Genomic DNA, 22,574 nt, shown 5'->3' on the forward strand with positions numbered 1-22,574 from the left:
CTCGTTCAGGTGCTGGATACCCTTCGTGTCTCGATGAGGATGGTTCGTCCCGTGGATGTGCTCGCGTTCTGGGAGGTGTCCTTGTCCATGCCGGCCTCCTGCAGCGCCTCGCGGCGCTCCAGTTCGGGCATGTCCATCGAGACTTCGCCGAGCTTGATCTGGTCGACGATGTCCTGCGAGAGGGGTTCGACCGTGATGTAGAACTTGTTGTGGCGGTTCGGCGAGACGCCCTCGACCTCGCGGGAGGCGTTCTGCGCCGCCTCGCGGTAGACGACGATGGGTTCGCCCGTCACGACCGGGATGCCCTGGTTCTTCTGGATGCGCTGGGTGATGACCTCGAGGTGGAGTTCGCCCTGCCCGCTGATGAGGTGCTCGCCCGTGTCCTCGTTAATCTCGACGCGGATGGTGGGGTCCTCCTTGGCGACCTGCTGGAGCGTCTGGATGAGCTTCGGCAGGTCGTCCATGTTCTTCGCCTCGACGGACTTCGTGATGACGGGCTCGGAGATGTGCTCGATGGACTCGAACGGCGTCATCTCGACGGAGGAGACGGTGGAACCGGCGATGGCGTCGCGGAGGCCCGTGACGGCCGCGATGTTCCCCGCGGGGACACCGCGGTCGAGTTCCTCGCGTTCGCCGCCCATGAAGATACCGACGGACTGGACGCGGTTCTTGCCCGCGGTCCCGGAGACGTACAGCTCCTGTCCCTTCTTGATGGTGCCCGAGAAGACGCGACCGGTCGCGATTTCGCCCGCGTGCGGGTCCATCCCGATGTCGGTCGCCATGAAGACGACTTCGCCGTCGTCGTCCACTTCGCGCATCTGCTTTGCGAGTTCGGTCTGGTCGTCACCACGCCAGACGCGCGGGATACGACGGGGCTGGGCTTCCAGCGGGTTGGGGAAGTGCTCGGCGACCATGTCGAGGACGACGTCTGACAGGGGCGTCCGCTCGTGGAGTTCCTGCCGCTTGCCGTCCTGTTCGAGTTCGATGATGTCGCCGAACGACATACCCGTCTCCTGCATCGACGGGAGCGAGACGCCCCACTTGTAGAGGGCGGACCCGAAGGCGACGGTGCCGTCCTCGACGGAGACGGTCCAGTCGTCCACGTCGTCCATGTCCTGCGTCATCCCGCGGATGAGTTCGTTGACGTCGCCGATGACGTCGGTGAGGCGCTGCTGCATCTCCTCGGGACCCTCCTGCAGTTCCGAGATGAGGCGGTCGACCTTGTTGATGAACAGCGCGGGCTTGACGCCCTCGCGGAGCGCCTGCCGGACGACCGTCTCGGTCTGCGGCATCGCGCCCTCGACGGCGTCGACGACGACGAGTGCACCGTCGACGGCGCGCATCGCACGCGTCACGTCGCCACCGAAGTCGACGTGGCCCGGCGTGTCGATGAGGTTGATGAGGTGGTTCCGGTCGTTGTACTCGTGCGTCATCGAGACGTTCGCCGCGTCGATGGTGATACCGCGTTCCTGCTCGTCTTCCTCGGTGTCCATCATGAGGCGCGTCGCCTCACCCTCGTCGGCGATCATCCCCGCACCGGCGAGGAGGTTGTCGGTGAGTGTCGTCTTTCCGTGATCGACGTGAGCAGCGATGGCGATGTTCCGGATCTGCTCCGGCTTGTCCATCAACTTCTCACATTCCTGGACGATTTTCTTGCGTCGGCCCATTATACAGACCCGTACCGGCAGGAGGGTCAAAAGGGTAGTGTTTTGCCGGTGGCGAAACGGCCGCGTACGCGCCGTTCTCGGCGTGGTATGTCCCTTTTTGACACAATCGCGCTCGGACGGGACCGCACGGCTGGCGAAGCCGGCAGACCCGTCACTCGGCACAAGAGTCTTTGTTGCGCGGACTATGGTAACTGTACGCATGGATCTCCGAGTGCTCGGGTCCGCGCCGACGGACCCGTTTCTCAGCGCCGCCGACCTGTTCGAGACGGAGTACGACCTCGACCGACCCGTCCACGTCAGCGTCCGCGACGACCCCGACGAACGGACCTGGGCCGCACACTACGACGACAGACACGAACTGAACATCTCCCGACAGGCCGCCACGAGCGCGATGGGTCGCGAACTCGTCCTGCACGAACTCTCGCACATGGTCCGTAACGAGGAGCGCCACGCCTCGCACGTGCAGTCGACGGAGGAAGCGCTCTACCTCGCGCTCTCGGGGCGGTCGGTCGAACGGCGGAAGCTGGCGCACTGCTACCAGATCGCGAACCACATGAAGGACATCTACGCCGACGACATCACCCTCTCGCTGGGGCCGACGGAGAAACTCGTCCACTTCCTCGAATCGGAGTTGGCGCGGGCCGTCGCCGCCAACCCGGGGCCCTCGCCGTGGCCGGACTCCCGCCTCGTCACCGCGAACGCCGACCCGGAGATAACCGCCGTGAACGCCGCGTTCGCCCTCGCACTCGTCGAACGGCACGACCTGGTCGACCCGGACCACCGCATCTACGACCTGGCCCACGCCGCCGCCGACGACGCGCCGAGCGTCGAACTCCCCGCGTCAAAGAGCGCTTCCGGTCGCTGGCGGCGGACCCCACCGAGAGCGACTACCGGAAGGCGCTCGTCGACGTGACCCGGGCGTACGCCGTCGAGACGACCGAACGCGGCGGGCCGGCGGCGGCCGACTGAACGAACGAGGGGAGGAAACCGACCGGTGGAGAGGGGACCGAACGGCTCGCCGAAACGAACGCTCGCCGCGGACGAACGGCGGCACCGCTACGCGGTCGAGAACGGAGAGAGGGAGAGAGACTGCGCGACTACCGGGCCGCTTCCGCGACGCGTTCGCGCTCTTCTTTCTGGCTGATCGCGTACGTCTGCACGTCGTAGTTCGACGCGCCGACGAGTTGCTGGGCGAGCGACTCGGCGGCGCTCGTCGTCGACTTGTAGGAACCGCTCGCGGTGCCGTCGGCGATGAACTTCAGCGCCTGGTCGACGCGACGCTGAGGCGCGACGTCGACGGCCTGCGGGACGGAGATGCCCCCGTACTTGAGGCGGACGGTCTCCTCGCGGGGCGCGGCGTTCTCGACGGCGGTGACGAGCACCTGAATCGGGTTCTCGTCCGTCCGCTCGTGGACGAGTTCGAACGCCTCCTTCACGATCTTCATCGTCTTCTGCTTGTGACCCGTGTTGTCCTCGGACTGCATGAGGCGGTTGACGAGTCGCTCGACGATGCTGATCTCGGACTTCTTGAACTGCTTCGACGCGTGGCGGCCCATCGTGTGCGCGATGGGCGTCACGTTGATGTACCGCTGCGTCGAGGGGTCTGCGTACTCGATCTCGACGATTTCCCAGACGCCGAACAGCTGTGCGTTCGCCGAGGCCTCCTCGGAGTCGGCCGGCGACTCCGGCTCGGGTTGGTCGCTCTCCGACATTATCGCACCGGCTTCTCAGCGTTTCCGCGGACCAGTTCGATCATCGACACGCCGTTGACCTTCTCGACCTTGTAGTTGACACCCGAGAGGTCGCCCATCGCACGACCCTTCGCCCCGCCGATGCCGGCGATGGTGACTTCGTCGTGTTCGTCGATGAACGAGATGGCGCCGTCGCCGGGACAGAACGCAGTGACCTGCTTCCCGTTCTTGATGAGCTGAACACGGACGCACTTTCGGATGGCCGAGTTCGGCTGCTTTGCCTCGATACCGACCTTCTCGAGGACGATACCGCGTGCCTGCGGTGCGCCTTCGAGCGGGTCGGACTTCTTGCGAAGACCGCGTTCGCGGCGCGCGTACTCGGAGTCGGACCAGCGTCGCTTCTGCCGGTCCTGTTTGAGTTTGCGCGCGGCGTATTTGCCGTTCGCCATAGTAACACGGACTTCCCGACGGAGCTACTTAAGCCTCCCTTTTCGAATCTCGGCGAGACGGCCGCAGGTTCGATTAGCACCCCCTAAGGACGATTCTGAGGCGGTTTCGGTGCTGGAGTTACGGCCGCTCCGAGACGAAGAGCGACTGAACGCCGCAGAGAATCGGTCGCTCCGGGGAGTCAGCGGCCGTCCTCGTCCGTCGCGTCGGGGACGAACGGACCGCCCGCAGGCGCGTCGGCGTCCGTCCCCTCCCCGTCTGACCCGTGTTCGGCCCGCCGGCCGTCCGGCAGGCCGACGTCGAGTTCGCCGCTCATCTCGTGCGTCGAGGGCGGCCCGAGCGTCAGTCCCACCTCGTCGAACCGGGCCTTCACCCGCCGCCTGAACGACGAGCGGATGTCCACCAGGTCGAGGTCCATCGGGTCCGCGACCCAGAACTCCGCCCGGAGGGTGATGGCCGTCCCGCCGAGTTCCACGATGCGGGAGTTCGGCGGGGGGTCCGCCAGAATTCGGTCGTCGGTCCGAGCGACGTCGACGAGTTCCTTGAGGGCCAGTTCGACGTCGTCGTCGTAGGCGACGAACAGTCGTTCGACGTTGCGGTACTGGTCGCGCCCGTACGGCCGGTTCAGCGTGTTCGTCGTCAGTTCCGTGTTCGGGACGGTGATGGTCTCGTTGTTGAGCGTCCGGACGCGGGTGACGCGGAAGTCCACCGCCTCGACGACGCCCTCGCCGCCGGGCCACGATATCCAGTCGCCGACGTTGAAGTCGGGGTCGGAGACGAGGAACATCCCGCTTATCAGAGAGCCGATGACCTCCTGCCCGGCGACGCCGAACACCACCGTCAGCGCGGCGATGACGAGTGCGGTATTCGTAAAGACGCTGCCGTATCCCGCGCTGATGACGCCCACGACCGCCGCGAGCAAGACCACCGAGAGGTGCGCGTACGTCTCCACCGCCGAGACGAGCGTGGGGTTGTTGCGGTTCCGCGACCCGACGACGCGGACCACGCCGGGAACTATCAACAGGCGGCCGACCGTGTACACCACCGCCGCGCCGAGGACGAACCCGACGGCGGTGCCGGCGAGTTGCTCGTAGGTATCGACGATCTCCTCGGGGGCCGACGGCGTCGTCTGTTGGAACCGGCCCGCGAGGCGCACGAACGCGACCGACTGCGACATGTCTCAGAAGGGGGACGGCGGACCACAAAAGCGTGTGCCCGGCGACGGCGTCGCCGGCGGCCGACGGCTACGTCAACTGGATGTCGTCCACGCCGTAGTGTCGTTCGGCGAGCGTCCGGGCCGTCTCGATGTTCCGGCCCTCCTTGCCGATGGCCACGCCGCGGTCTTCGCTCGCGACTTCGACGTAGGCCACGCAGTCGTCCTGTTCGGAGATGGTCACGTGGCGGACGGCGGCGGGTGCGAGCATGCTCTCGACGAACGCCTCCGCGGTGTCGGCGTTCTCGACGAGTTCGACCGACCGACCGAGTTTCTCCTCGACGGCGTGGACGTGCTGTCCGCGCGGACCGATGGCCTGTCCCATCTGCCCGGCGGCGACGAGGATGACCACGCGGTCGTCGAACACGAGGCAGTCGCGAGCGACCGCCTCGGTCTCGTCCTCGAAGAGGGCGATGTAGCGCCGTGCCGTGTCCGACAGCGTGACAGTCATGCGTCAGTCGTCGGAGGGTTCGGGTGCGGCCGCGTCCGTCTCGACGTCGACGTCGGCGTCGCTCGACGCCTCGATGGACCCCATCCGGAGGTCCACGTCGCCGGTCCCGATGGAGATGGGCTTGCCGACGATGACGTTCTCGATGACGCCGTCCAGGTCGTCCTCCTCGCCGTGGATGGCGGCGTCGAGCAGGTGGTTGACCGTCACCTCGAACGCCGCACGGGCGAGGACGGAGTCCTTCGACCCCGAGATGCCGTGGCGGCCGATGGACTCTATCTCGCCGCGGTTCGTCATGATGTCTGCGACGAGCATCAGGTGCCGGACGTTCACGTCGTCGAGACCCTGTTCGCGGAGCGTGTTCATCGTCTCGTCGATGATGGCCTCCCGCGCCGCCTCGATGCCGAGGTTGCGGTGAATCTCGTGGATGTTGTTACTCGTCGTGCGCGAGGCGTCCACGCCCTCGATGGAGAGCACGTCGCCGAACGCCGATCCCTCGGTGTAGAGGACGAACTCCTCCTCGTCGGTGTCCTCGTTCTCCTCCTTCCGGATGACGACGCGCGTGATGTCCTCGATGCCCTTGAAGACGATGTCGCGGAGTTCCTCGACCAACTGGAGGAGACGCCGGTAACTCGGCGACTCGGGACCGAACTCGACGACGGTGCCCGAGCGCTGCGTCGTCACGCCGAGAGCGTCCTCGATGGTCTCTGCGATCTCCTGTGCGACGGTGTCCACGTCGTTCACCGTGGGCCACCGCTCCATCAGGGTGTCCTCGTTCAGGTCGATGCGGACGACCATGTCGGCGACGTTCGTCGATACGTCGCCGAGTGCGAGAATCTTCGTCGCCTCCATCGACCAGACGACCTCGTGGGCACGTTCGCGTTCGGTGGCGTACTCGCCCTCGAGGAACACCGTCATCATCGGCGTGTCCGGCGTCTTCCGCGCGTCCACCAGTTCGATGAGGCGGGGGAGCCCCTGCGTCACGTCGATCTCGGCGACGCCCGCGTAGTGGAACGTGTTCATCGTCATCTGCGTCCCCGGCTCCCCGATGGACTGCGCGGAGACGGTGCCGACGGGGTCCAGCGGGTCCACGCGGGTGTCGAGGTAGCGCGCCTCGACGGCTTGCGCTATCTCGTCGGCCTGTGCGGCCGGGACGCCCTCACGCGCCTCGATGGTCTCGTAGATCTCTATCTTCAGTCGTCGAGGGATGTCGCGGTCCTCGACGAGCGCTTCGATGTCGTCCGTCACGTGTTCGTACTCAGTCATCGGATTGGACCTCCGTGCCTGCGCCTTGTCGAGGCCGGGACCGGCGTACTCGGAGAGGTTCGTCGGCGGTTCGCGGCGTCCGAGGAAGCGCTCTTTCTCCTCGGCGGAGTTGAACTCGGCGTCCACGACGCGGTCGGCGATGTTCTCCACGTCGATGCCGTCCGTGTCGCTGGAGGAGACTTTCACGGGCGAGGTGCCGTCCTCGCCGAACTCGAACTGGACGATGGTGCCCGAGGTGTCGCGGACGGTGCCGTCGTACTGCGCCTCCAGTTCGGAGAGCGCGTTGATGAGACGCCGCTGCAGGTAGCCGGACTTCGACGTCCGGACTGCCGTGTCCACGAGGCCCTCGCGGCCACCCATCGCGTGGAAGAAGAACTCCCGCGGCGTCAGGCCACCGCGGTAACTGTTCTCCACGAAGCCGTGCGCGTCGGCCGAGAGGTCACCCTTCTGGTAGTGGCTGAGCGTGCGCCCCTCGTACCCGCGGTTGATTCGCTCGCCGCGAACTGCCTGCTGGCCGACGCAGCCGGCCATCTGCGTGAGGTTCAGCATCGACCCACGCGCACCGGAGCGGGCCATGACGACGGCCGGGTTGTCGTCGGTGAAGTGGTCGTCGGCGATTTCGCCGGCGGAGTCACGCGCCTTGCCGAGTTGCTGCATGATCTTCATCTCCAGCGTCTCGTCGACGGTGCGGCCCGGCAGCGACTCCAGTTCGCCCGCCTCGTAGATGTCGATGAGTTCCTCGACGCGTTCGTAGGCGCTACCGATGGCCTCGTCCACCTGCTCGCCGGCCTCCGCCGGAATCGACTCGTCGTCGATACCGATGGAGAACCCGAAGTGCATGATGGCGCGCATCGCCAGCGAGGCGACTTCGTTGATGAACACGCGGGCGCGGGTCTTCGAGTACATCTTCGCAAGCGTGTCCACGACTTCGCCGCCGAACGCGCCGACGGCGTCCTCGTCGATGGTCCCCTCGATCAGCTGACCGTCCTCGATGACGACGGCGTCGCCCGTCGAGGAGGTGAACTCGAGGTTCAGGTCGTCCGGCAGCAGTTCGCTGAACAGTTGCTGCCCCGTCCAGTACGGCCGGCCGTCCTCGCGTTCGCCCGCGGGTTCGGGGAGCGTGTCGATGCTCGTCGCGCGGAGCAGGTCCAGCGCCTGCGTCTCCGTGAAGTGGGGGTTGCCGTTCGTCAGCAGGTACGTCCCGGAGATGTGGTCCTGAATCGCGCCGATGATGTTCTCTCCGAAGCGTGGGCTGAGAATCTGCTCCTGGACGCGCATGAGGACGCGCGCCTCGGCGCGAGCCTCCTCCGTCTGGAGGGCGTGCATGTTCATCTCGTCCCCGTCGAAGTCGGCGTTGTACGGGGGACAGACGACGGTGTTCAGTCGGAACGTCTTGTACGGCATCACGACCACCTCGTGGGCCATGATGGACATCCGGTGCAGCGACGGCTGGCGGTTGAAGATGACGATGTCGCCGTCGATGAGGTGTCGGTTGACCTCCCAACCGGCCTGCACCTTCTCCGCGAGTTCCTCGCAGTTCTTCTCGGTCACCTTCAGCCGGCGGCCGTCGGGTCGCTTGACGTAGTTCGCGCCGGGGTGGCCCTCGGGCCCGTTGCGGACGTACTGCTGGGCCTGTTCGAGGTTCCGTTCGGTCACGTTCATCGTCTGCGTCATCTCGCGGGCGACGCGTTCGGGGACGCCGACTTCGTTCAGCGAGAGCGTCGGGTCCGGCGAGATGACGGTCCGCGCGGAGAAGTTCACGCGCTTCCCGGACAGCGACCCGCGGAAGCGACCCTCCTTGCCCTTCAGGCGCTGGCTGAGCGTCTTCAGCGGACGCCCGGAGCGGTGGCGTGCGGGCGGCGTGCCCGAAATCTCGTTGTCGATGAACGTCGTCACGTGGTACTGCAGCAGTTCCCACAGGTCCTCGATGATGAGTTGCGGAGCGCCCGCCTCGCGGTTCTCCATGAACCGCTGGTTGATTCGGATGATGTCGACGAGTTTGTGCGTCAGGTCGTCCTCGGAACGCTGGCCGTTGTCCAGCGTGATGGACGGCCGAGCGGTCACCGGCGGGACGGGGAGGACGGTCAGAATCATCCACTCGGGGCGCGCCCGCGAGGGGTCGATGCCGAGCGTGACGATGTCGTCGTCCGGGATGTCCTCGAACCAGTCGCGGATGTCCGAGGGCATCAGCTTGTTCATGTCCTCCTCCGTGAGGTCCACGTCGAGCGCCTTCTCCAGCTTCTTCCGGTCGTCGCCGACCGGTCGGAACTCGCCGGAGAGAATCTCGTTGACGCGCTGGAGGGCGATGCCCGTCTCGTCGGCGAGTTGCGAGGGGGCCATCCCCGTGTCGTCCTCGTCGTCCTCGTCGGGCTGCATCGCCGAGGCGATGCGCTCGGAGAAGTCGCCCGCGAGCACGTCCTGCACCTCGTAGTACGTGGTCGGCTTCTCGTGTTTGATGTCGTGCTGGGGCGCGCCGCAGTGCGGGCAGCGCTTGGCCTTCCGGGCCTGCCGGACGGCGGACTTCAGCACGTCCGTCCAGTCCTCGCCGAGTTCCTCGGTTCGCTGGAGGCTGTCGCGGAACTCCTCGGCCTCCTCGTCCGTGAGGGAGAGACGGCCGCAGTCGCGGCACGTCGAGCGGAGGAGTCGGCGGATGAGCTTCGTGAAGCCGACGTGGATGACGGGCGCGGCCAGTTCGATGTGGCCGAAGTGGCCGTTACACGACCCGGAGTGAGACCCGCAGGTCCGACACTCCAGCCCGGGGTCGATGACGCCGAGACGGGGGTCCATCAGCCCCATGTCGATGGGGTAGCCGTCGTCGTCGTAGGTGTCCGCGGTGATGACCTTCGTGGCGGACATGTCACGGTACGTCTCCGGGTCCATCAGCCCGAACTGGATGGCCCCGATCTCTTTGGGTGTCTGCATTGACATTGTTGTGTTAGACTGCGTCGTCGAGGTTCAGGCGCGGTCGGATGCCGAGTGCGATCATCTCGTCCAACAGCAGTTTGAACGCGTAGCTGATCTCAATCTCGTGGATGTTGTCCTCGTCGCCGGTGACCGGGTCGTAGATGCGGCGCTGGTCGCGGTCCTCGACGGCGACCATCCCGGTGTCCGCGGAGACGTACACCTCCTCCTTGTCGGAGGAGTCGAGCAGGCGTTCCTGCAGGACCATCGCGGCGCCGTGCCCGATGACGGTGTCGCGCTCCATCTCCCCGAGGCGGAGCCCACCCTCGCGGGCGCGACCCTCGGTCGGTTGGCGGGTGAGCACCTGCACCGGCCCGCGCGAACGGGCGTGCAGCTTGTTGCTCACCATGTGGTACAGCTTGTGGTAGAAGATGATGCCGACGAATATCTCGGCCTCGATCTTCTCGCCGGTGACGCCGGAGTACATGACCTCCTTCCCGGAGGACTTGAAGCCGTGCTCCTCCAGCGCGCTCCGGAGTTCCTCCTCGTCTTCGCCCTGGAAGGCGGTGCCGTCCACGCGGCGGCCTTCGAGCGCACCGACCTTCCCGCCGAGCATCTCCAGCACGTGGCCGACCGTCATGCGCGACGGCAGGGCGTGCGGGTTGAGGACGAGGTCCGGCACCACGCCGTCCGAGGTGAACGGCATGTCCTCCTGCGGCGCGAGGTGGCCGACGACGCCCTTCTGACCGTGTCGGGACGCGAACTTGTCCCCGAGTTCGGGGATGCGCTGGTCGCGGACGGACACCTTCGCCAGTTTGGAGCCGTCTTCGCCCTCCATCAGCGTCACCGTGTCCACGACGCCGTTCTCGCCCGAGCGCATCGTGACGGACGTCTCGCGGCGCTTCTGCGGCGAGAGCCCGCCCATGTCGTCGGGCTCTTCGAGGAACCGGGGCGGCGACGTCTTGCCGAGGAGGACGGAGTTCTCGTCGACCACCGTCTCGGGGTTGACCAGGCCGTCCTCGTCGAGGTGGGTGTACGCGTCTTCCCCGCGCGCACCGCGCACGTCCTGACTCGGGACCTCGAAGCGGTCCTCCTGTCCGCCGGGGTAGCGGCGTTCCTCACCCTCGTAGGTGCGGAAGAAGTGCGACCGCGCCATCGCGCGGTCCACGGACCCCTTGTTCATGACGAGTGCGTCCTCGATGTTGAACCCCTCGTAGGACATCACGGCGACGGTGAAGTTCTGCGCCGCCGGGCGCTCGTCGAAGCCGATCTGTTCGGTCGTCTGCGTCTTCACCATCGACAACTGCGGGTAGTGCAGGAGGTGCTGACGCGTGTCGGGGCGGATGCGGTAGTTCGCCGACGGCAGGCCGAGCGACTGCTTCATCATCCCCGCGCCCATGGTGATGCGCGGCGACGCGTTGTGCTCGGGGTACGGAATCATCCCGGCGCCGATGCCGAAGATGAGTTGCGGGTCGATTTCGAGGTGCGTGTGGTCCTCGTTCAGGTCGTCCTCGTCGACGGCGACGTAGATGTCCTCCTCCTCCTCGGCGTCGATGAACTCGATGTACCCGCGGTCGATGAGGTCCTCGAAGTCGAGTTCGTCGTTCTTGACGGCCGAAATCTCCTCGTCGGAGAGGAGCGGTTCGCCGTCCTCGACGACGATGAGGGGGCGGCGGGCGCGGCCCGCGTCGGCGTTGATGATGACCTCGCGGGTGCGCTCCTTGACGGAGACGTTCACCATCGCGCTCACGTCGCCGCGGCGACGCGCCTCCCGGATCTGTTCGGCGAGCTGTTCGGGGTCAGGGTGCGTCCCGACCAGACTTCCGTTGACGTACACCTTGCTTCGCGTTGCTGAGTCTGAGCCATTGTTTAGTCGTCCGCGGGCGTGTTCGTGGGGTCGGGGCCCTCGATGCCGGGGATGCCTTCGACGCCCATCGACGCCAGTTCTCGTTTGAGTCCCTGTTCGTCCTCGATGTTCTGCGACAGCTCCATCGCCTGCGCGAAGTTCTTCACGAGCCCGCAGTTCGGCCCCTCCGGCGTCTCGGAGGGGCAGATGCGACCCCACTGGGTCGCGTGCAGGTCGCGGGCCTCGAAGTGCGGCTGACTCCGCGAGAGCGGACTGCGGAGACGGCGCAGGTGGGACAGCACGCCCATGTAGTCGGTCCGGTCGACGAGTTGGGAGACGCCCGAGCGTCCGCCGACCCAGTTCCCGGTGGCGATGGGGTGTTCGAGGCGTTCGGTCAGCACGTCCGAACGGACGACGGTGTTGACCGTCAGTTGCCGGTTACGCATGTTCGCGCGTTCGAGCTGGTACTTCACGTCGCGGGCCAGCTTGTTCAGCGCCGTCCGGAACAGGTCCTTCATCAGGTCGCCGGACACCTTCAGGCGTTTGTTGGCGTAGTGGTCCTTGTCGTCGGAGTCGCGGCGTTCCAGCGCGAGTTCGAAACACGCCTCGGCCATCCGGCAGAGGTAGAACGCCTTGTTGATGCGGACGTCTTCCTCCTCGACGCCGTCCTCGTGGAGGTGCGGGAGGAGGTAGCGGTCGATGACGTAGTTCGCGCGTTTCAGCTGGTAGTTCTTGCCCTGCCCGCTGGCGACGCGCTTGCCGAGGCTCTCGATGGCCTCGGCTTCGGTCTGAACCTCGGCTTCCTCGAGGTTCTCCAGCATGTACTTGACGATTTCGGGGTCGTCGGAGACGCGGTGGACGATCTCCTCGTCGGACTCCAACCCGAGTGCGCGCACGAGCGTGACGAACTCGACGCTTCCGGAGACCGAGGGGAACGACACCTCGAGGATGCCCTCGCGGTTCCGTTCACAGAGGACGAGCGCTCGGTAGCCGCGGCGCTGGGAGAACGTCTTCGCCACCTGAATCTCGTCGCCGTACTTCGTGTCGTACTCGGCGAGAATCTTGTTCGGCGCCAGGTCCTCGGAGGTCATCAGCACCCGCTCGGAGCCGTTGACGATGAAGTAGCCGCCGGGGTCGACGGGGTCCTCGCCGATTTCGACGAGTTCCTCGTCGGTGAGCCCCGCGATGTTGCACTTCGTGGAGCCGACCATGATGGGCATCCGACCCACCTTGGTCTCGGTCGTGTCGACGACGACCTCTTCCTCCTCCTCACCGCCGCGGACGATGGACATCTCCATGAACACGGGGGCGGCGTAGGTGATGTTGCGCAGGCGGGCCTCCTGCGGGAACAGGAGTTCCTCGGAGCCGTCGGCCTCGCGGACGCGGGGGGTCTCGACGCGGATGTCACCGAGTTCGACGAAGACGGGTTCCTCGCCCTCCTTGTCGCCGATGTCCGTGTCGATGGTCGCCTTCTCGCTGACGACCTCCTGCATGCCCCGTTCGAGGAAGTTGTTGAACGAACGGAAGTGGTGTTCTGCGAGCCGTTCCTGTGAGAAGTACTGTCGTGATACCGCGCGTCGGTCCTGTCGGTTCATTCGATCACCAGTCGGTATGTGACCGCTGTGTCCGTGGTCCGGGAGTCACGGACGATTTTGACGACGTCGCCCAGTTCCGCGTCGTCGGGCGCCGCCGGGTCGGTTCGCTTGATCTTCGGAAGGTTCGTGCGCTTGACGTCGTACTCGTCCAGCATCTCCTGTACCTCCTCTTCCTCGAGGAGGATGTGCTCTGGAACGAGCTTGTGTTGGCTTACGTCTACCATGTATGGGTGGGGGAAGAAGTTCTCACGAGATACTACAGGCTAATTCGGAAGCGACCCATTTAACGCTTGCCAACTGGGTTCGAGAAGCGCCGCTCTTCGTCACGAGTACCCCCAGCACTCGCGTTGCCGTGAACAACGCAAGAATCGAATAAATGCCTTCCGGCGACTGCAGGTCGTGAACTCGCTCGCGCAGCATCGGGAGACGCCTCGTACGTCGGCACGTGTCGCCGAAGAGACGAGGTTCCCATCCGGTCAGTCGGCGGGGGCGAGTGACGCGGGAGTCGCTACCACGCGGGTTCCAGATGATAAGTCTTAATTAGTGAACCGCGTTACGGAGGAGTAGAGCAAGCCCGGATGGTGTAGTGGCCCATCATACGACCCTGTCACGGTCGTGACGCGGGTTCAAATCCCGCTCCGGGCGCTAGCTCTCTGCGTGCCCGGATGGTGTAGTGGCCCATCATACGACCCTGTCACGGTCGTGACGCGGGTTCAAATCCCGCTCCGGGCGTTTCTGACGCGAACTACTCTCCGAGCACCGCGTAGCGTGTGCTCGGTATCCGTGAGCGTCGAAATGTACTACGAAGGGATTTGAACACCAGCAGTCGCACGCCCGGGAGCGCAGCGAAGCGAGCACCCCGGAACGTCTGTGCCGGGTTCAAATCCCGCTCCGGGGTCCTGTGACTCTACTTCCTCCAGCGAGGCGTCTCGTCGCCGAGCGGACGGCGAATAGAGTCTACTGACGGATACAGTGGGATTTGAACCAGCGAGCGTCGCGAACGTCGTGAGCGGTGCGAGTGGGGTTCAAATCCCGCTCCGGGCGTCCTGTGACTCTACTTCCTTCGGCGAAGCGTCGTTCCCGGAGCGGTCACACCAGTTCGACCAGTCCGCCGCCGACGGCGACGCCGAGAAGCGCGGCGAGGAGCGTCCCGAGCGCGTACCGTACCGCTCGCCCTCGTTCCCCGTCTGTCGCGTCCTCGGCGACGCTCACGGCGAACGAGGAGAAGGTGGTGAACGCGCCGCAAAACCCCGTGCCGAACACCGCCACCGCCGCCGCGGAGGTCGGCGAGGCGACGAGAGCGCCGAGCGCGACGCTGCCGAGGACGTTCACCGCGACGGTGCTCCGGCGCCCGCCCGAGAGCGCGCGGTCGACGCCGTACCGGGCGAGTGCACCGAGCGTCCCGCCGAGGCCGACGAGCACCGGCACGGGAAGGGCCGCGAAGGGTTCGAGAGCGGTCATCTGAGCCGTCCCCCGACGGAGAGGCCGAGCACCGCGGCGGCGAAGCCGAGCGCGTAGTTCGCGCCGACGTTCACCAGACCCCACCGCGGCCCGAGCGCCGCCGTCTGAACGGCGAACGTGCTGTAGGTCGTAAAGGAGGAGAGCAGGCCCGTGCCGAGGAGGAGGCGGACGTGGTGTCGTCGGACGACGACGAGAAGCGCGCCGAGCGCGAAACTGCCGAGGACGTCACCGCGAGGGTGCCGCCGACGCCCGGCACCGCGACGTCGACGCCGTACCTGAGCACCGCGCCGACGAAGCCGCCCGCCGCGACGAGGAGCGGGTCGAACCTGTGTTCCATCGCTGCCCCCTCGCTCACGCGGTCACTCGGCCGTTTCGGTTCCGGCCGAATCGGCCAGCGCCTCGACGTCGCTCGCTCGGGGGCTGTCGCCGCCGTGCGGCGTGTCCCGGCCGCGAACGCGAACGTCGTACGCGGCTTCGGCCGTGTCGTCCACGACGAGCGCGTCGCCCGGTCGGGAGGGGAGTCGGTCGCCGACGCCCGTCGAGAGGTACGTCGGGTCGGCGGCGGTCAGCGCCCGCACGTCGGGCCCGGCGGTGAGTCGGTGGACGACTCGGAGGTCGGCCTGCGAGAGGGCCACGTCGGGGAGCGCGCTGGGTCGCTGCGTCGCCGCGACGAGCGACACGCCCGGCGCGCGCCCCGCGTGAGAATCGTCCGGAGTGCGGGCGCGGCGAGGCCGTCGAAGAAGACGTGCGCCTCGTCGAGCAGCAACCACGGCAGGCGAGCGACGGCGTCGCGGACGCCGGGCGTCGTACAGCGTCCGCGCGACGGCGTAGGCGACGGCGTTCGCCGGCGCGGGGTCGAGTCCGGCGCAGTCGAGGACGGTGACGTCCGGACCGCACAGCGTCGTCGCGGTCAGTCCGTCGGGGTCGAAGACGCCCCACGACGCCGCCCGGCGGAGGCGGTTCTGCACCGCACGCACCGTCTCGGGCGCGACGTTCGCGGAGTCGGCGGGGACTTCGGCGAACGCGCGCATCGCCGCGAGCGTCGCCGTCTCGCTCGCGGCCCGCCACACCATTGACCCGACCGGCGAGTCCGGGTCGCAGCCGACGAGTTCGGGCCACGCCGACGGGGGAATCGCGTCGGCCCGGACGGTCGGCGTGCGGACGACGCGGGCGCGAAGTCCCCGACTCGACGAGGCCGTCGAAGACGCCCATGGGGTCGAGGACGACGGGCGCGACGCCCGACGCCCGGCCCACCCCCTCGGCGAGGACGCCGAGCGTGTGGGACTTCCCGTAGCCGCGCTTGCCGACGACGAGGGCGGCGTGCGGACCGTCGACGTCGATTCCGACAGGTGCGCCGTCGCTGCCGTCGCGGGCGCGGTGGTGTCCGAAGCGGGCGACCGGACGGGAGCATTTCGAGAGCGTCGCCGCGTCCGTCGACTCGTCGCCGTCGGTCCGTCGGCCGAGAACGTCCATCTCCATGCCGCGGTCTGGTCGCGCCTTCGGACTTGAACCGTCGGCCGGAGATTTATATACCGAGACGGGGCCAGCCACGCCATGCTCGACGAACTCCGACGGTTCGCCGCAGACGACCGCGCGATAGAGGGACTCCCGATTCGCCTCGTCGTCGCCCTCGTGGTGGGCGTGGCGACGATGAGCGTGATGCTGAACATGCTCTCGGGCGTGCAGGGACTCGCCGTCACCGAACTCGACGTGAAGCCGACGCCCGACGTGATGACGCTCGACGGCGAGACGGCCGGCGAACGGGACGTCTCGCTCCTCGTCGTCGACCCCGACGGCGACCCGGTGGAGGGGGCGACGGTCGTCGTGAAGGACGGCACCGCGGACATCGACGGCGTGGCGACGAACGAGACGGGGCCAGACGGGACTGCGACGGTCACGCTCGCGCCCGACCTGCGCTCGAATCAGGAGGACGGAACGCTCGTCGTCGACGTGAAACCGCCCGCCGGGAGCCAGTTCGTGGACCGCCGCGCGAACACCGAGATACTGGTCGTGGCGTCCCGATAGTCGCGGCGTCCCGGCCGCCGACCGCTCCACGGCGACTCGAAGGCGTCACCGCTCGGGGTGGACCGTCGCGTCGAACCCGCCGCGAATCAGCGGTTTGGCCACGTGACGCCGGGCGCAGGGCGGGACCTCGTACCACCCGCGTTCGACGTCGCGGTCCACCTCGGCTTCGACTCTGCCGGGGGCCGTCGTCCCGCAGTCGCGGCACCGATAGCCCTGATTCCGTCCCGCACTCTCCATCGTCCGGTCGCAGTCGGGGCAGGTGGGCGTCACCAGTTCGGTGCGGTTCAGCGAGCGAACCGCGAACTTCTCCAGTTTCAGCGTCCCGTCGGTGAACTCGCCGCAGACGGTCAGTTCGTCGCCCGGTCGGAGCGCCCGCACTCGGTCGCGGAAGCGCTTCGTCGGTTCGAAGGCGGCGCAGGTGACGGCGTCGGCATCGTCGCTCGCGGCGTCGCCGCCGTCGCCCGCACTCGCCTCCGGCGGGGCGAGTTCGAAGAAGACGTGGCCGCCGCGTCTCGTCTTCGGGTCCGAGGCCACGACGCCGTCCACGCGGTACGCGCCGTCGGCTTCGAGTTCGTCTAGCGACCCCTCGCGGAGGTGGACGTCCGTCCCCTGGTTCGTGAGGAACGTCGCGCGCCGTTCGACGGGTTCGGACTCGATGGCGGCCGACAGCGACGCCACCGCGTCGGCGTCGTCGCCGCGGATGCCGTGCAGGATCGGACCGGGCGCGTTCGGCACGCAGACGGCCTGTCCCTCGACGGTGTCGACGGTGTCCCACGCCGCCGGGTAGTGGTCGGCCGCCGCGTCGAACACCGAGTCGCGGTCCACGTCGCGGGGCGTGCCGCACCGGTCGAACTCGCGGTAGGCGATGTGCTCGTACGTCCACTCGTCGAGGGCGGCCCACGCGCCGACGGCCGCGAGCGCCCCGATTCGGCCGCGGCCGCCGTCCCACCCGCGGTGGGCGTACCCCGCCGCCTCGGCGAGTTCGACGGCGCGTCGGTGGCGACGAGCGAACGAATCGCGCGGGTGGTGAACGACGACACGTCGGCCGGCACCGCCGCGGGGTCGCCGGGGGCGACGACGACGCCGGGACTCGTCCGCGGGTCGTCCGTCTCCGCCAACGGTTCGAGTTCGTCGACGGCGAGGGCGAGGGCGTCTTCGGGGTCGAGGTCGGTGTGGAGGGCGAGGGCGGCGTTGCCGCGCGTCTTGTACTCGACGGCGGGGTTGAGGCGGACGAGGAGGCGACGGTCGACGCGGCCGCCGGCCGCCTCGATGGCGTCCGCGACCAGCGTCGCGAGGTACGTGGTGCACATCCCGCGCTCGCGCGAATCGGTGTCGTCCAGCCCAACGACGGTCATGTCCACCCGTACCGTCCCCGCGGAGTAACCCCTTTCGAGTCGTTACCGCGACGCGCAAGCGCTATATAACGATGTCGGTAGCTACGGAGTCTAATCGGGAGACGGGGGAGTGAGAGAGCCCCAAAACAGCTATATGTCTCAAATCGCTTATCTACCGGTATGTCTCGGTCAGCTCTGGTTGGAAACATCACAGCGATGCTGGAAGACGCCGGGTTCGTCGTCAGCGACCGCTGTGCCATCCGGCCCAAGAGCTTCGACCTCGCCGCCCGTCGCGGCGAGGACCTGACCCTCCTGAAGGTTCTCGGCAACATCGACGCGTTCGACGCGGCGACGGGCGCGGAGATGCGGCGTCTCGGCGACTACCTCTCGGCGACGCCGCTCGTGGTCGGACTGCGCACTCGCGACGAGGACCTGAAGCCGGGCGTGGTGTACTTCCGACACGGCGTCCCGGTGATGAACCCGGACACCGCGATGGACCTGTTCATCGAGGACGTACCGCCGCTCATCTACGCCGCGCCCGGCGGCCTGTACGTCAACATCGACGGCGACTTGCTCGCCGACGAACGGCAGGAGCGGGGGTGGAGTCTCGGCCGACTGGCGACCGAACTCGGCGTCTCGCGCCGGACCGTCTCGAAGTACGAGGACGGCATGAACGCCAGCATCGAAGTCGCGATTCACCTCGAAGAGCTGTTCGACCAGCCGTTCTCCAGTCCGGTGTCCGTCCTCGACGGCGCCGAAGAGGTCCGCGACGCCGAACCGACGCCCGACGACCCCGACGCGGACCCGGACGACGAGCACGTCGTCCACATCCTCACGCGGGCGGGGTTCACCGTCCACCCGACCGCCCGCGCGCCGTTCAAGGCCGTCAGCGAGGACGACGACAGACGCTCGGACCAGATACCGATGCTCACGGGCCACTCCGCGCTCACCCGGAGCGCGAAGAAGCGCGCCCGCATCATGTCCTCGCTCGGCGAGGTGACGCGCACGCGGTCGGTCTACTTCACCGAGGAGCAGTCGAAGCGCGACTCCGTGGAGGGGACGGCGCTCGTCAGCTGTGACGAACTCGCCGCCATCGACGACCCCGACGTGATTCGGGACCTCATCCGCGAACGCGCCGGCGAACCGAGCGAAGCCTGACCGTCGCGTCGGGGAGCGCGAGCGCTCGGGCGACGCCCTCGCTCCAAAAGCTGGACCAAAAACGTTAGCTCGCGTTCCCGTACGTCTCTTCCAGGTACGCCACGATGTCGTCGCTCTCGGGCATCCCCTCGACGTCGTGTGCTTCGTCCACGAGGACGGGGACACCCGTCTGTCCGCTGATCTCTTTCACTTCCGTCCGCTCGCCGTGCGACCGCGGGACCGTGACGGAGTCGTACTCCAGTCCGAGGTCCGAGAGCGTGTTCTTCACTTTCGCGCAGTAGGGACAGCCGTCCACTTCGTACAGAGTGAGATTCGCCATCGGCGGCGACTACGAGTCGGCCGATAAAGAGTCCGGTGGTCGCGTGCGCCGGAGATGCACAGCGCGGGTCGACGGCGGCGGCGAGTGCGGGTCAGTCGCGCCGGTAACTCTGCACCGCCGTGACGATGCGCCGTCGCCCGGCGACGAGTTCCGTTCCGCCCCAGACGAGTCCGACCAAGAGGGCGGTGATGGCCCAGACGAAGTCCCACCCGGACATCCACACGGGGCGGAGCCACGGGGTGACGTGCGACCACCGCGTCGCGAACTCGTTCATCGGTTCTTCGAGGACCGTCCCCGAGAACGTCGCGCGCATCCGTCCGGCGAAGCCGACGCCCTCGCCGGACCCGGCGGTGAGGTTCGCGCTGCCGGTGATGGCGTACTTCCCGCTGGCGTTCATGTCGCGGATGGTCGGTCCGTTCGAGGACTCGTCGCCGTGGGCGACGCGTTCGGCGTCGTAGGGACCCCAGGTGGCGTAGTACTCCCAGACGACTTCGCCGGTCGGCGTGATTTCGACGACGCGGTGGTTCAGCGTGTCCACGACCAGCGTGTTGCCGTTCGGCAGGCGGTCGGCGTCACGCGGCCAGTTGAGCGTGTTCTGGCCGACCGTCCACGTGCGGACCCACTCGCCGTTCTCGCGGGCGTACTCGACGATGCGGTTGTTCCCGCTGTCGGCGACGATTATCGTCGGCGTCCCGTTGTCGCTCAGCATCCAGTCGGGGTTGTGCTGTTCGTTCATCACCGAGTAGTCGTCGTCTTCCCCGAGGCGGTAGGTGATGTTCTTCGTCTCCATGTCCACGACGACCACCTGGTCGAAGTTCCGCGGCGAGAGCATCAGTTTCCCGTCGCCGATGGGTCGACGTCGTTGACGTGCGACCAGTCGGCGTTGTGGCCGCCGTCGGTGTTCTCCGGGTAGTGATTCTTGAAGTACCACTCCCACGTCACCTCCTCGGTGGTGCGGTTGTAGACGAAGATGCGGTCGTTGCTGGTTTTCGACGAACTGTTCCACTCGCGCATGTTGGCGACGACGATTTCGTCCTCGCTCAACACGTCGACGTCGTGCGTGTCCGTGATGTTGAACCGCTTCTGCCAGACGCGTTCCTGCGTCTCGGGGTTCAACTCGTAGACGACGGTCTGTCCGGCGCGCGGCGAGGAGACGAGGAGGTTGCCGTTCGGCATCGGGTCCACGTCGAAGAACCACGCGCCCTTGTCGACGGAGTCGTTGTGGACCCACTGCGTCTGTCCGCGTTCACCGACGGAGATGAGGCGCGCCGGCTTCTTCCGGTTCGTGTTACCTTGGAAGGTGTACCCCTGCACGCTGACGATAGTGGACCCGTTCGCCGGACTCGTGACCGTCCCGCGGGTGAGCGTCGTTTCGTCGTTCGAGTCGTACGTGAGCGCTGACACCGCCGCCGGCGTCACGAGCGCGACGACGAGGACGAGTGCGACCACCCGCAACGCCGTCTTTCGGGAGGGCGTATCCATCACTACTCTGAGGTCACCCGTCTGAGAGGTGAATCTCTTGCGGTCTCCGACGGGCGCTGTGACTCGGCGTCAACCGATGGGAGACGACAGTTCGAAGACACGACGCGGCGGCGAGCGGAGAACGAGAGCAGCGAGCGGTCCCACCGGCGCCGTCTCAGACCTGCGCCTGGATGAAGCCGCTGGTGCGGACGAAGAAGTAGACGACGAAGGCGACTGCGAGCGCCCAGTGGCCGAGTCGCACCTCGTCGAGTTCGCCGGCCGCCGCCTTCACGATGGGGTAGGAGACGATGCCGGCGGCGATGCCGTACGCGATGGAGTAGGTGAACGGCATCACGAGGATGGTCATCCCGGCGGGGATGGTGTTCGTGATGTCGCTCCAGTCGATGTCGACGACGTTCCCGAGCATCACGACGCCGATGACGACCAGCGCGATGTGGGAGGCGTACTGCGGAATCGCGGCCGCGACGGGGACGAACGCGAGGGAGACGAGGAACAGGGCGGAGACGGTCAGCGCCGTCAGCCCCGTCCGGCCGCCCTCCTCGACGCCCGAGGCGGACTCGATGTACGTCGTCACCGTCGAGGTGCCGAGCATCCCGCCGACGGTGGTGCCGACGGCGTCGGCCATCAGCGGTCTGTCGATGTCGGGGAGGTTGCCGTCGTCGTCGAGGAAGCCGGCAACCTGTGAGACGCCGACGAGCGTCCCGCGGTGTCGAAGAAGTCGACGAAGAAGAACGTGAAGACGATGAGCGCGAACGTGAACGCCTCGACGTTTCCGAGGCCGGAGACGAACGCGCCGACGAGCGGCGTGATGTCGTACGTCGTGCTCGCGGACCCGGCGACGAGTCCGGCATCGGGCGCGACGACGCCGAGCGTCGTCAGGAGCCACCCCGCCCCGGAGGTGCCGAGGATGCCGATGATGATGGACCCGGGAATCCCGCGGGCGTAGAGGACGAACGTGGCGAACAGGCCGACCACCGAGAGGATGGCGACCGGACTCGACGCGACGGACCCGAGCGTGATGAGCGTCGCGGGGTCGTCCACGACGAGTCCCATCGCCTGCAGGCCGATGATGGCGAGGAACAGTCCGATACCGGTCCCGACGGCGAACTTCACCGGTTCGGGAAAGAGGTTGATGACGTACTCGCGCGCCCCGACGACGGTGAGGACGATGAACAGGATACCCTCCACGACGACGGCGGCCAGGGCCGTCTGCCACGGGACGCCCAACGCGCCGACGACGGTGAAGGCGAAGAAGGCGTTCAGACCGAGGCCGGGCGCCTGCGCGAACGGCCGGTTCGCGTAGACGGCCATCACGAACGTGGCGACGGCGCCGGCGAGGATGGTCACGACGGCGAGCATCGACTGCACCTCCGCGGGCGAGTAGCCCGCGATGGCGATGCCCGGCTTGACGTCCGGAATCGCCGCCAGGATGTCCGGGTTGACGACGACGATGTAGGACATCGTCAGGAACGTCGTCAGCCCCGCGACGAGTTCGGTCCCGACGGACGACCCGTGTTCTTGCACATCGAAGTAGTCTTCGAGCGTCTCAGTGAGCCCCATAATGCACGTCTGAGCATAATCACGATTTCAAACATAAGCGTTACCATCTAATCGGCGGTTTTTGAGCACGTACGTGTATAGAATTCCGTTATCGGACGGTGTGAGAGCCGAAACCGAACCACGAATATGCAATTTCGTGGTGTTCGCAACGAGTGGGGATC

The 22,574-nt window shown here is 67.0% G+C and carries 12 protein-coding genes, 2 tRNA genes and 7 pseudogenes; 5 read left to right on the forward strand and 16 right to left on the reverse strand.

Annotation, left to right across the window (positions count from 1 at the left end):
- Positions 1–1,667: pseudogene (locus GJ632_RS06085) on the reverse strand (elongation factor EF-2); the annotation flags it as partial.
- A 199-nt stretch (positions 1,668–1,866) separates the two neighbouring features.
- Here GJ632_RS06085 and GJ632_RS06090 point away from each other — a divergent pair.
- Positions 1,867–2,636, forward strand: a pseudogene (locus GJ632_RS06090) (DUF5781 family protein).
- Between the two features lie 128 nt (positions 2,637–2,764).
- On the opposite strand, the gene GJ632_RS06095 reads toward GJ632_RS06090, so the two are convergent.
- From GJ632_RS06095 to GJ632_RS06135, 8 genes are all read right to left on the reverse strand, one after another.
- A complete protein-coding gene (locus tag GJ632_RS06095) occupies positions 2,765–3,379 on the reverse strand; it encodes a 30S ribosomal protein S7 (protein WP_089804356.1) in 615 nt (204 codons plus the stop codon).
- Complete coding sequence (locus tag GJ632_RS06100; RefSeq protein ID WP_008386999.1) at positions 3,379–3,807, reverse strand: 30S ribosomal protein S12; 429 nt, start codon at positions 3,805–3,807, stop codon at positions 3,379–3,381. Before GJ632_RS06100 ends, GJ632_RS06095 begins: the two co-directional genes overlap by 1 nt.
- Before the next feature lie 179 nt (positions 3,808–3,986).
- A complete protein-coding gene (locus GJ632_RS06105) occupies positions 3,987–4,982 on the reverse strand; it encodes a mechanosensitive ion channel family protein (protein WP_191452415.1) in 996 nt (331 codons plus the stop codon).
- Between the two features lie 67 nt (positions 4,983–5,049).
- Complete coding sequence (locus GJ632_RS06110; RefSeq protein WP_191452416.1) at positions 5,050–5,469, reverse strand: NusA-like transcription termination signal-binding factor; 420 nt, start codon at positions 5,467–5,469, stop codon at positions 5,050–5,052.
- A 3-nt stretch (positions 5,470–5,472) separates the two neighbouring features.
- A complete protein-coding gene (locus tag GJ632_RS06120) occupies positions 5,473–9,654 on the reverse strand; it encodes a DNA-directed RNA polymerase subunit A' (protein WP_197427904.1) in 4,182 nt (1,393 codons plus the stop codon).
- 13 nt (positions 9,655–9,667) lie between these two features.
- On the reverse strand, positions 9,668–11,470 hold the full coding sequence (gene rpoB, locus GJ632_RS06125) for a DNA-directed RNA polymerase subunit B (RefSeq protein ID WP_343161053.1): 1,803 nt from the start codon (positions 11,468–11,470) through the stop codon (positions 9,668–9,670).
- Between the two features lie 32 nt (positions 11,471–11,502).
- On the reverse strand, positions 11,503–13,074 hold the full coding sequence (locus GJ632_RS06130; RefSeq protein ID WP_089804342.1) for a DNA-directed RNA polymerase subunit B'': 1,572 nt from the start codon (positions 13,072–13,074) through the stop codon (positions 11,503–11,505).
- A complete protein-coding gene (locus GJ632_RS06135) occupies positions 13,071–13,298 on the reverse strand; it encodes a DNA-directed RNA polymerase subunit H (RefSeq protein ID WP_089804341.1) in 228 nt (75 codons plus the stop codon). Before GJ632_RS06135 ends, GJ632_RS06130 begins: the two co-directional genes overlap by 4 nt.
- 348 nt (positions 13,299–13,646) lie before the next feature.
- On the opposite strand from GJ632_RS06135, the gene GJ632_RS06140 reads away from it, so the two are divergent.
- A tRNA-Asp gene (locus GJ632_RS06140) sits at positions 13,647–13,719 on the forward strand.
- A gap of 14 nt (positions 13,720–13,733) precedes the next feature.
- Positions 13,734–13,806, forward strand: a tRNA-Asp gene (locus GJ632_RS06145).
- Positions 13,807–14,163: 357 nt separating this feature from the next.
- On the opposite strand, the gene GJ632_RS06150 is transcribed toward GJ632_RS06145, so the two are convergent.
- From GJ632_RS06150 to GJ632_RS06160, 3 genes and pseudogenes are all read right to left on the reverse strand, one after another.
- Positions 14,164–14,535, reverse strand: a complete 372-nt coding sequence (locus GJ632_RS06150; RefSeq protein WP_089804339.1) for a CrcB family protein — start codon at positions 14,533–14,535, stop codon at positions 14,164–14,166.
- Positions 14,532–14,872 (reverse strand): annotated as a pseudogene (locus GJ632_RS06155) (CrcB family protein). Before GJ632_RS06155 ends, GJ632_RS06150 begins: the two are co-directional and overlap by 4 nt.
- 22 nt (positions 14,873–14,894) lie before the next feature.
- Positions 14,895–16,014, reverse strand: a pseudogene (locus GJ632_RS06160) (ATP-binding protein).
- A 75-nt stretch (positions 16,015–16,089) separates the two neighbouring features.
- Here GJ632_RS06160 and GJ632_RS06165 point away from each other — a divergent pair.
- A complete protein-coding gene (locus tag GJ632_RS06165) occupies positions 16,090–16,560 on the forward strand; it encodes an Ig domain-containing protein group 1 domain-containing protein (RefSeq protein ID WP_089804336.1) in 471 nt (156 codons plus the stop codon).
- A gap of 45 nt (positions 16,561–16,605) precedes the next feature.
- On the opposite strand, the pseudogene GJ632_RS06170 reads toward GJ632_RS06165, so the two are convergent.
- Positions 16,606–17,915: pseudogene (locus tag GJ632_RS06170) on the reverse strand (DUF1743 domain-containing protein).
- A 159-nt stretch (positions 17,916–18,074) separates the two neighbouring features.
- Here GJ632_RS06170 and GJ632_RS06175 point away from each other — a divergent pair.
- Positions 18,075–19,052 carry a transcriptional regulator gene (locus GJ632_RS06175; RefSeq protein WP_191452417.1) on the forward strand — a complete coding sequence of 326 codons (978 nt, stop codon included), beginning with the start codon at positions 18,075–18,077 and terminating at the stop codon, positions 19,050–19,052.
- Between the two features lie 64 nt (positions 19,053–19,116).
- Here GJ632_RS06175 and GJ632_RS06180 read toward each other — a convergent pair whose 3' ends face one another.
- From GJ632_RS06180 to GJ632_RS06190, 3 genes and pseudogenes are all read right to left on the reverse strand, one after another.
- Positions 19,117–19,371 carry a glutathione S-transferase N-terminal domain-containing protein gene (locus GJ632_RS06180; protein ID WP_089804329.1) on the reverse strand — a complete coding sequence of 85 codons (255 nt, stop codon included), beginning with the start codon at positions 19,369–19,371 and terminating at the stop codon, positions 19,117–19,119.
- A gap of 91 nt (positions 19,372–19,462) precedes the next feature.
- Positions 19,463–20,853: pseudogene (locus tag GJ632_RS06185) on the reverse strand (aryl-sulfate sulfotransferase).
- Between the two features lie 154 nt (positions 20,854–21,007).
- A pseudogene (locus tag GJ632_RS06190) lies at positions 21,008–22,413 on the reverse strand (NCS2 family permease).
- Positions 22,414–22,574: the final 161 nt, after the last annotated feature.

The organism is Halogeometricum sp. CBA1124 (assembly GCF_009741955.1).
GTDB lineage: Archaea > Halobacteriota > Halobacteria > Halobacteriales > Haloferacaceae > Halogeometricum > Halogeometricum rufum.

Excerpts from the sequence above, each read along its gene's own strand:
- GJ632_RS06095 (WP_089804356.1), bottom strand. The coding sequence starts at position 3,379 with ATGTCGGAGAGCGACCAACCCGAGCCGGAGTCGCCGGCCGACTCCGAG.
- GJ632_RS06100 (WP_008386999.1), bottom strand. The coding sequence starts at position 3,807 with ATGGCGAACGGCAAATACGCCGCGCGCAAACTCAAACAGGACCGGCAG.
- GJ632_RS06105 (WP_191452415.1), bottom strand. The coding sequence starts at position 4,982 with ATGTCGCAGTCGGTCGCGTTCGTGCGCCTCGCGGGCCGGTTCCAACAG.
- GJ632_RS06110 (WP_191452416.1), bottom strand. The coding sequence starts at position 5,469 with ATGACTGTCACGCTGTCGGACACGGCACGGCGCTACATCGCCCTCTTC.
- GJ632_RS06120 (WP_197427904.1), bottom strand. The coding sequence starts at position 9,654 with ATGCAGACACCCAAAGAGATCGGGGCCATCCAGTTCGGGCTGATGGAC.
- GJ632_RS06130 (WP_089804342.1), bottom strand. The coding sequence starts at position 13,074 with ATGAACCGACAGGACCGACGCGCGGTATCACGACAGTACTTCTCACAG.
- GJ632_RS06135 (WP_089804341.1), bottom strand. The coding sequence starts at position 13,298 with ATGGTAGACGTAAGCCAACACAAGCTCGTTCCAGAGCACATCCTCCTC.
- GJ632_RS06150 (WP_089804339.1), bottom strand. The coding sequence starts at position 14,535 with ATGACCGCTCTCGAACCCTTCGCGGCCCTTCCCGTGCCGGTGCTCGTC.
- GJ632_RS06165 (WP_089804336.1), top strand. The coding sequence starts at position 16,090 with ATGCTCGACGAACTCCGACGGTTCGCCGCAGACGACCGCGCGATAGAG.
- GJ632_RS06175 (WP_191452417.1), top strand. The coding sequence starts at position 18,075 with ATGTCTCGGTCAGCTCTGGTTGGAAACATCACAGCGATGCTGGAAGAC.
- GJ632_RS06180 (WP_089804329.1), bottom strand. The coding sequence starts at position 19,371 with ATGGCGAATCTCACTCTGTACGAAGTGGACGGCTGTCCCTACTGCGCG.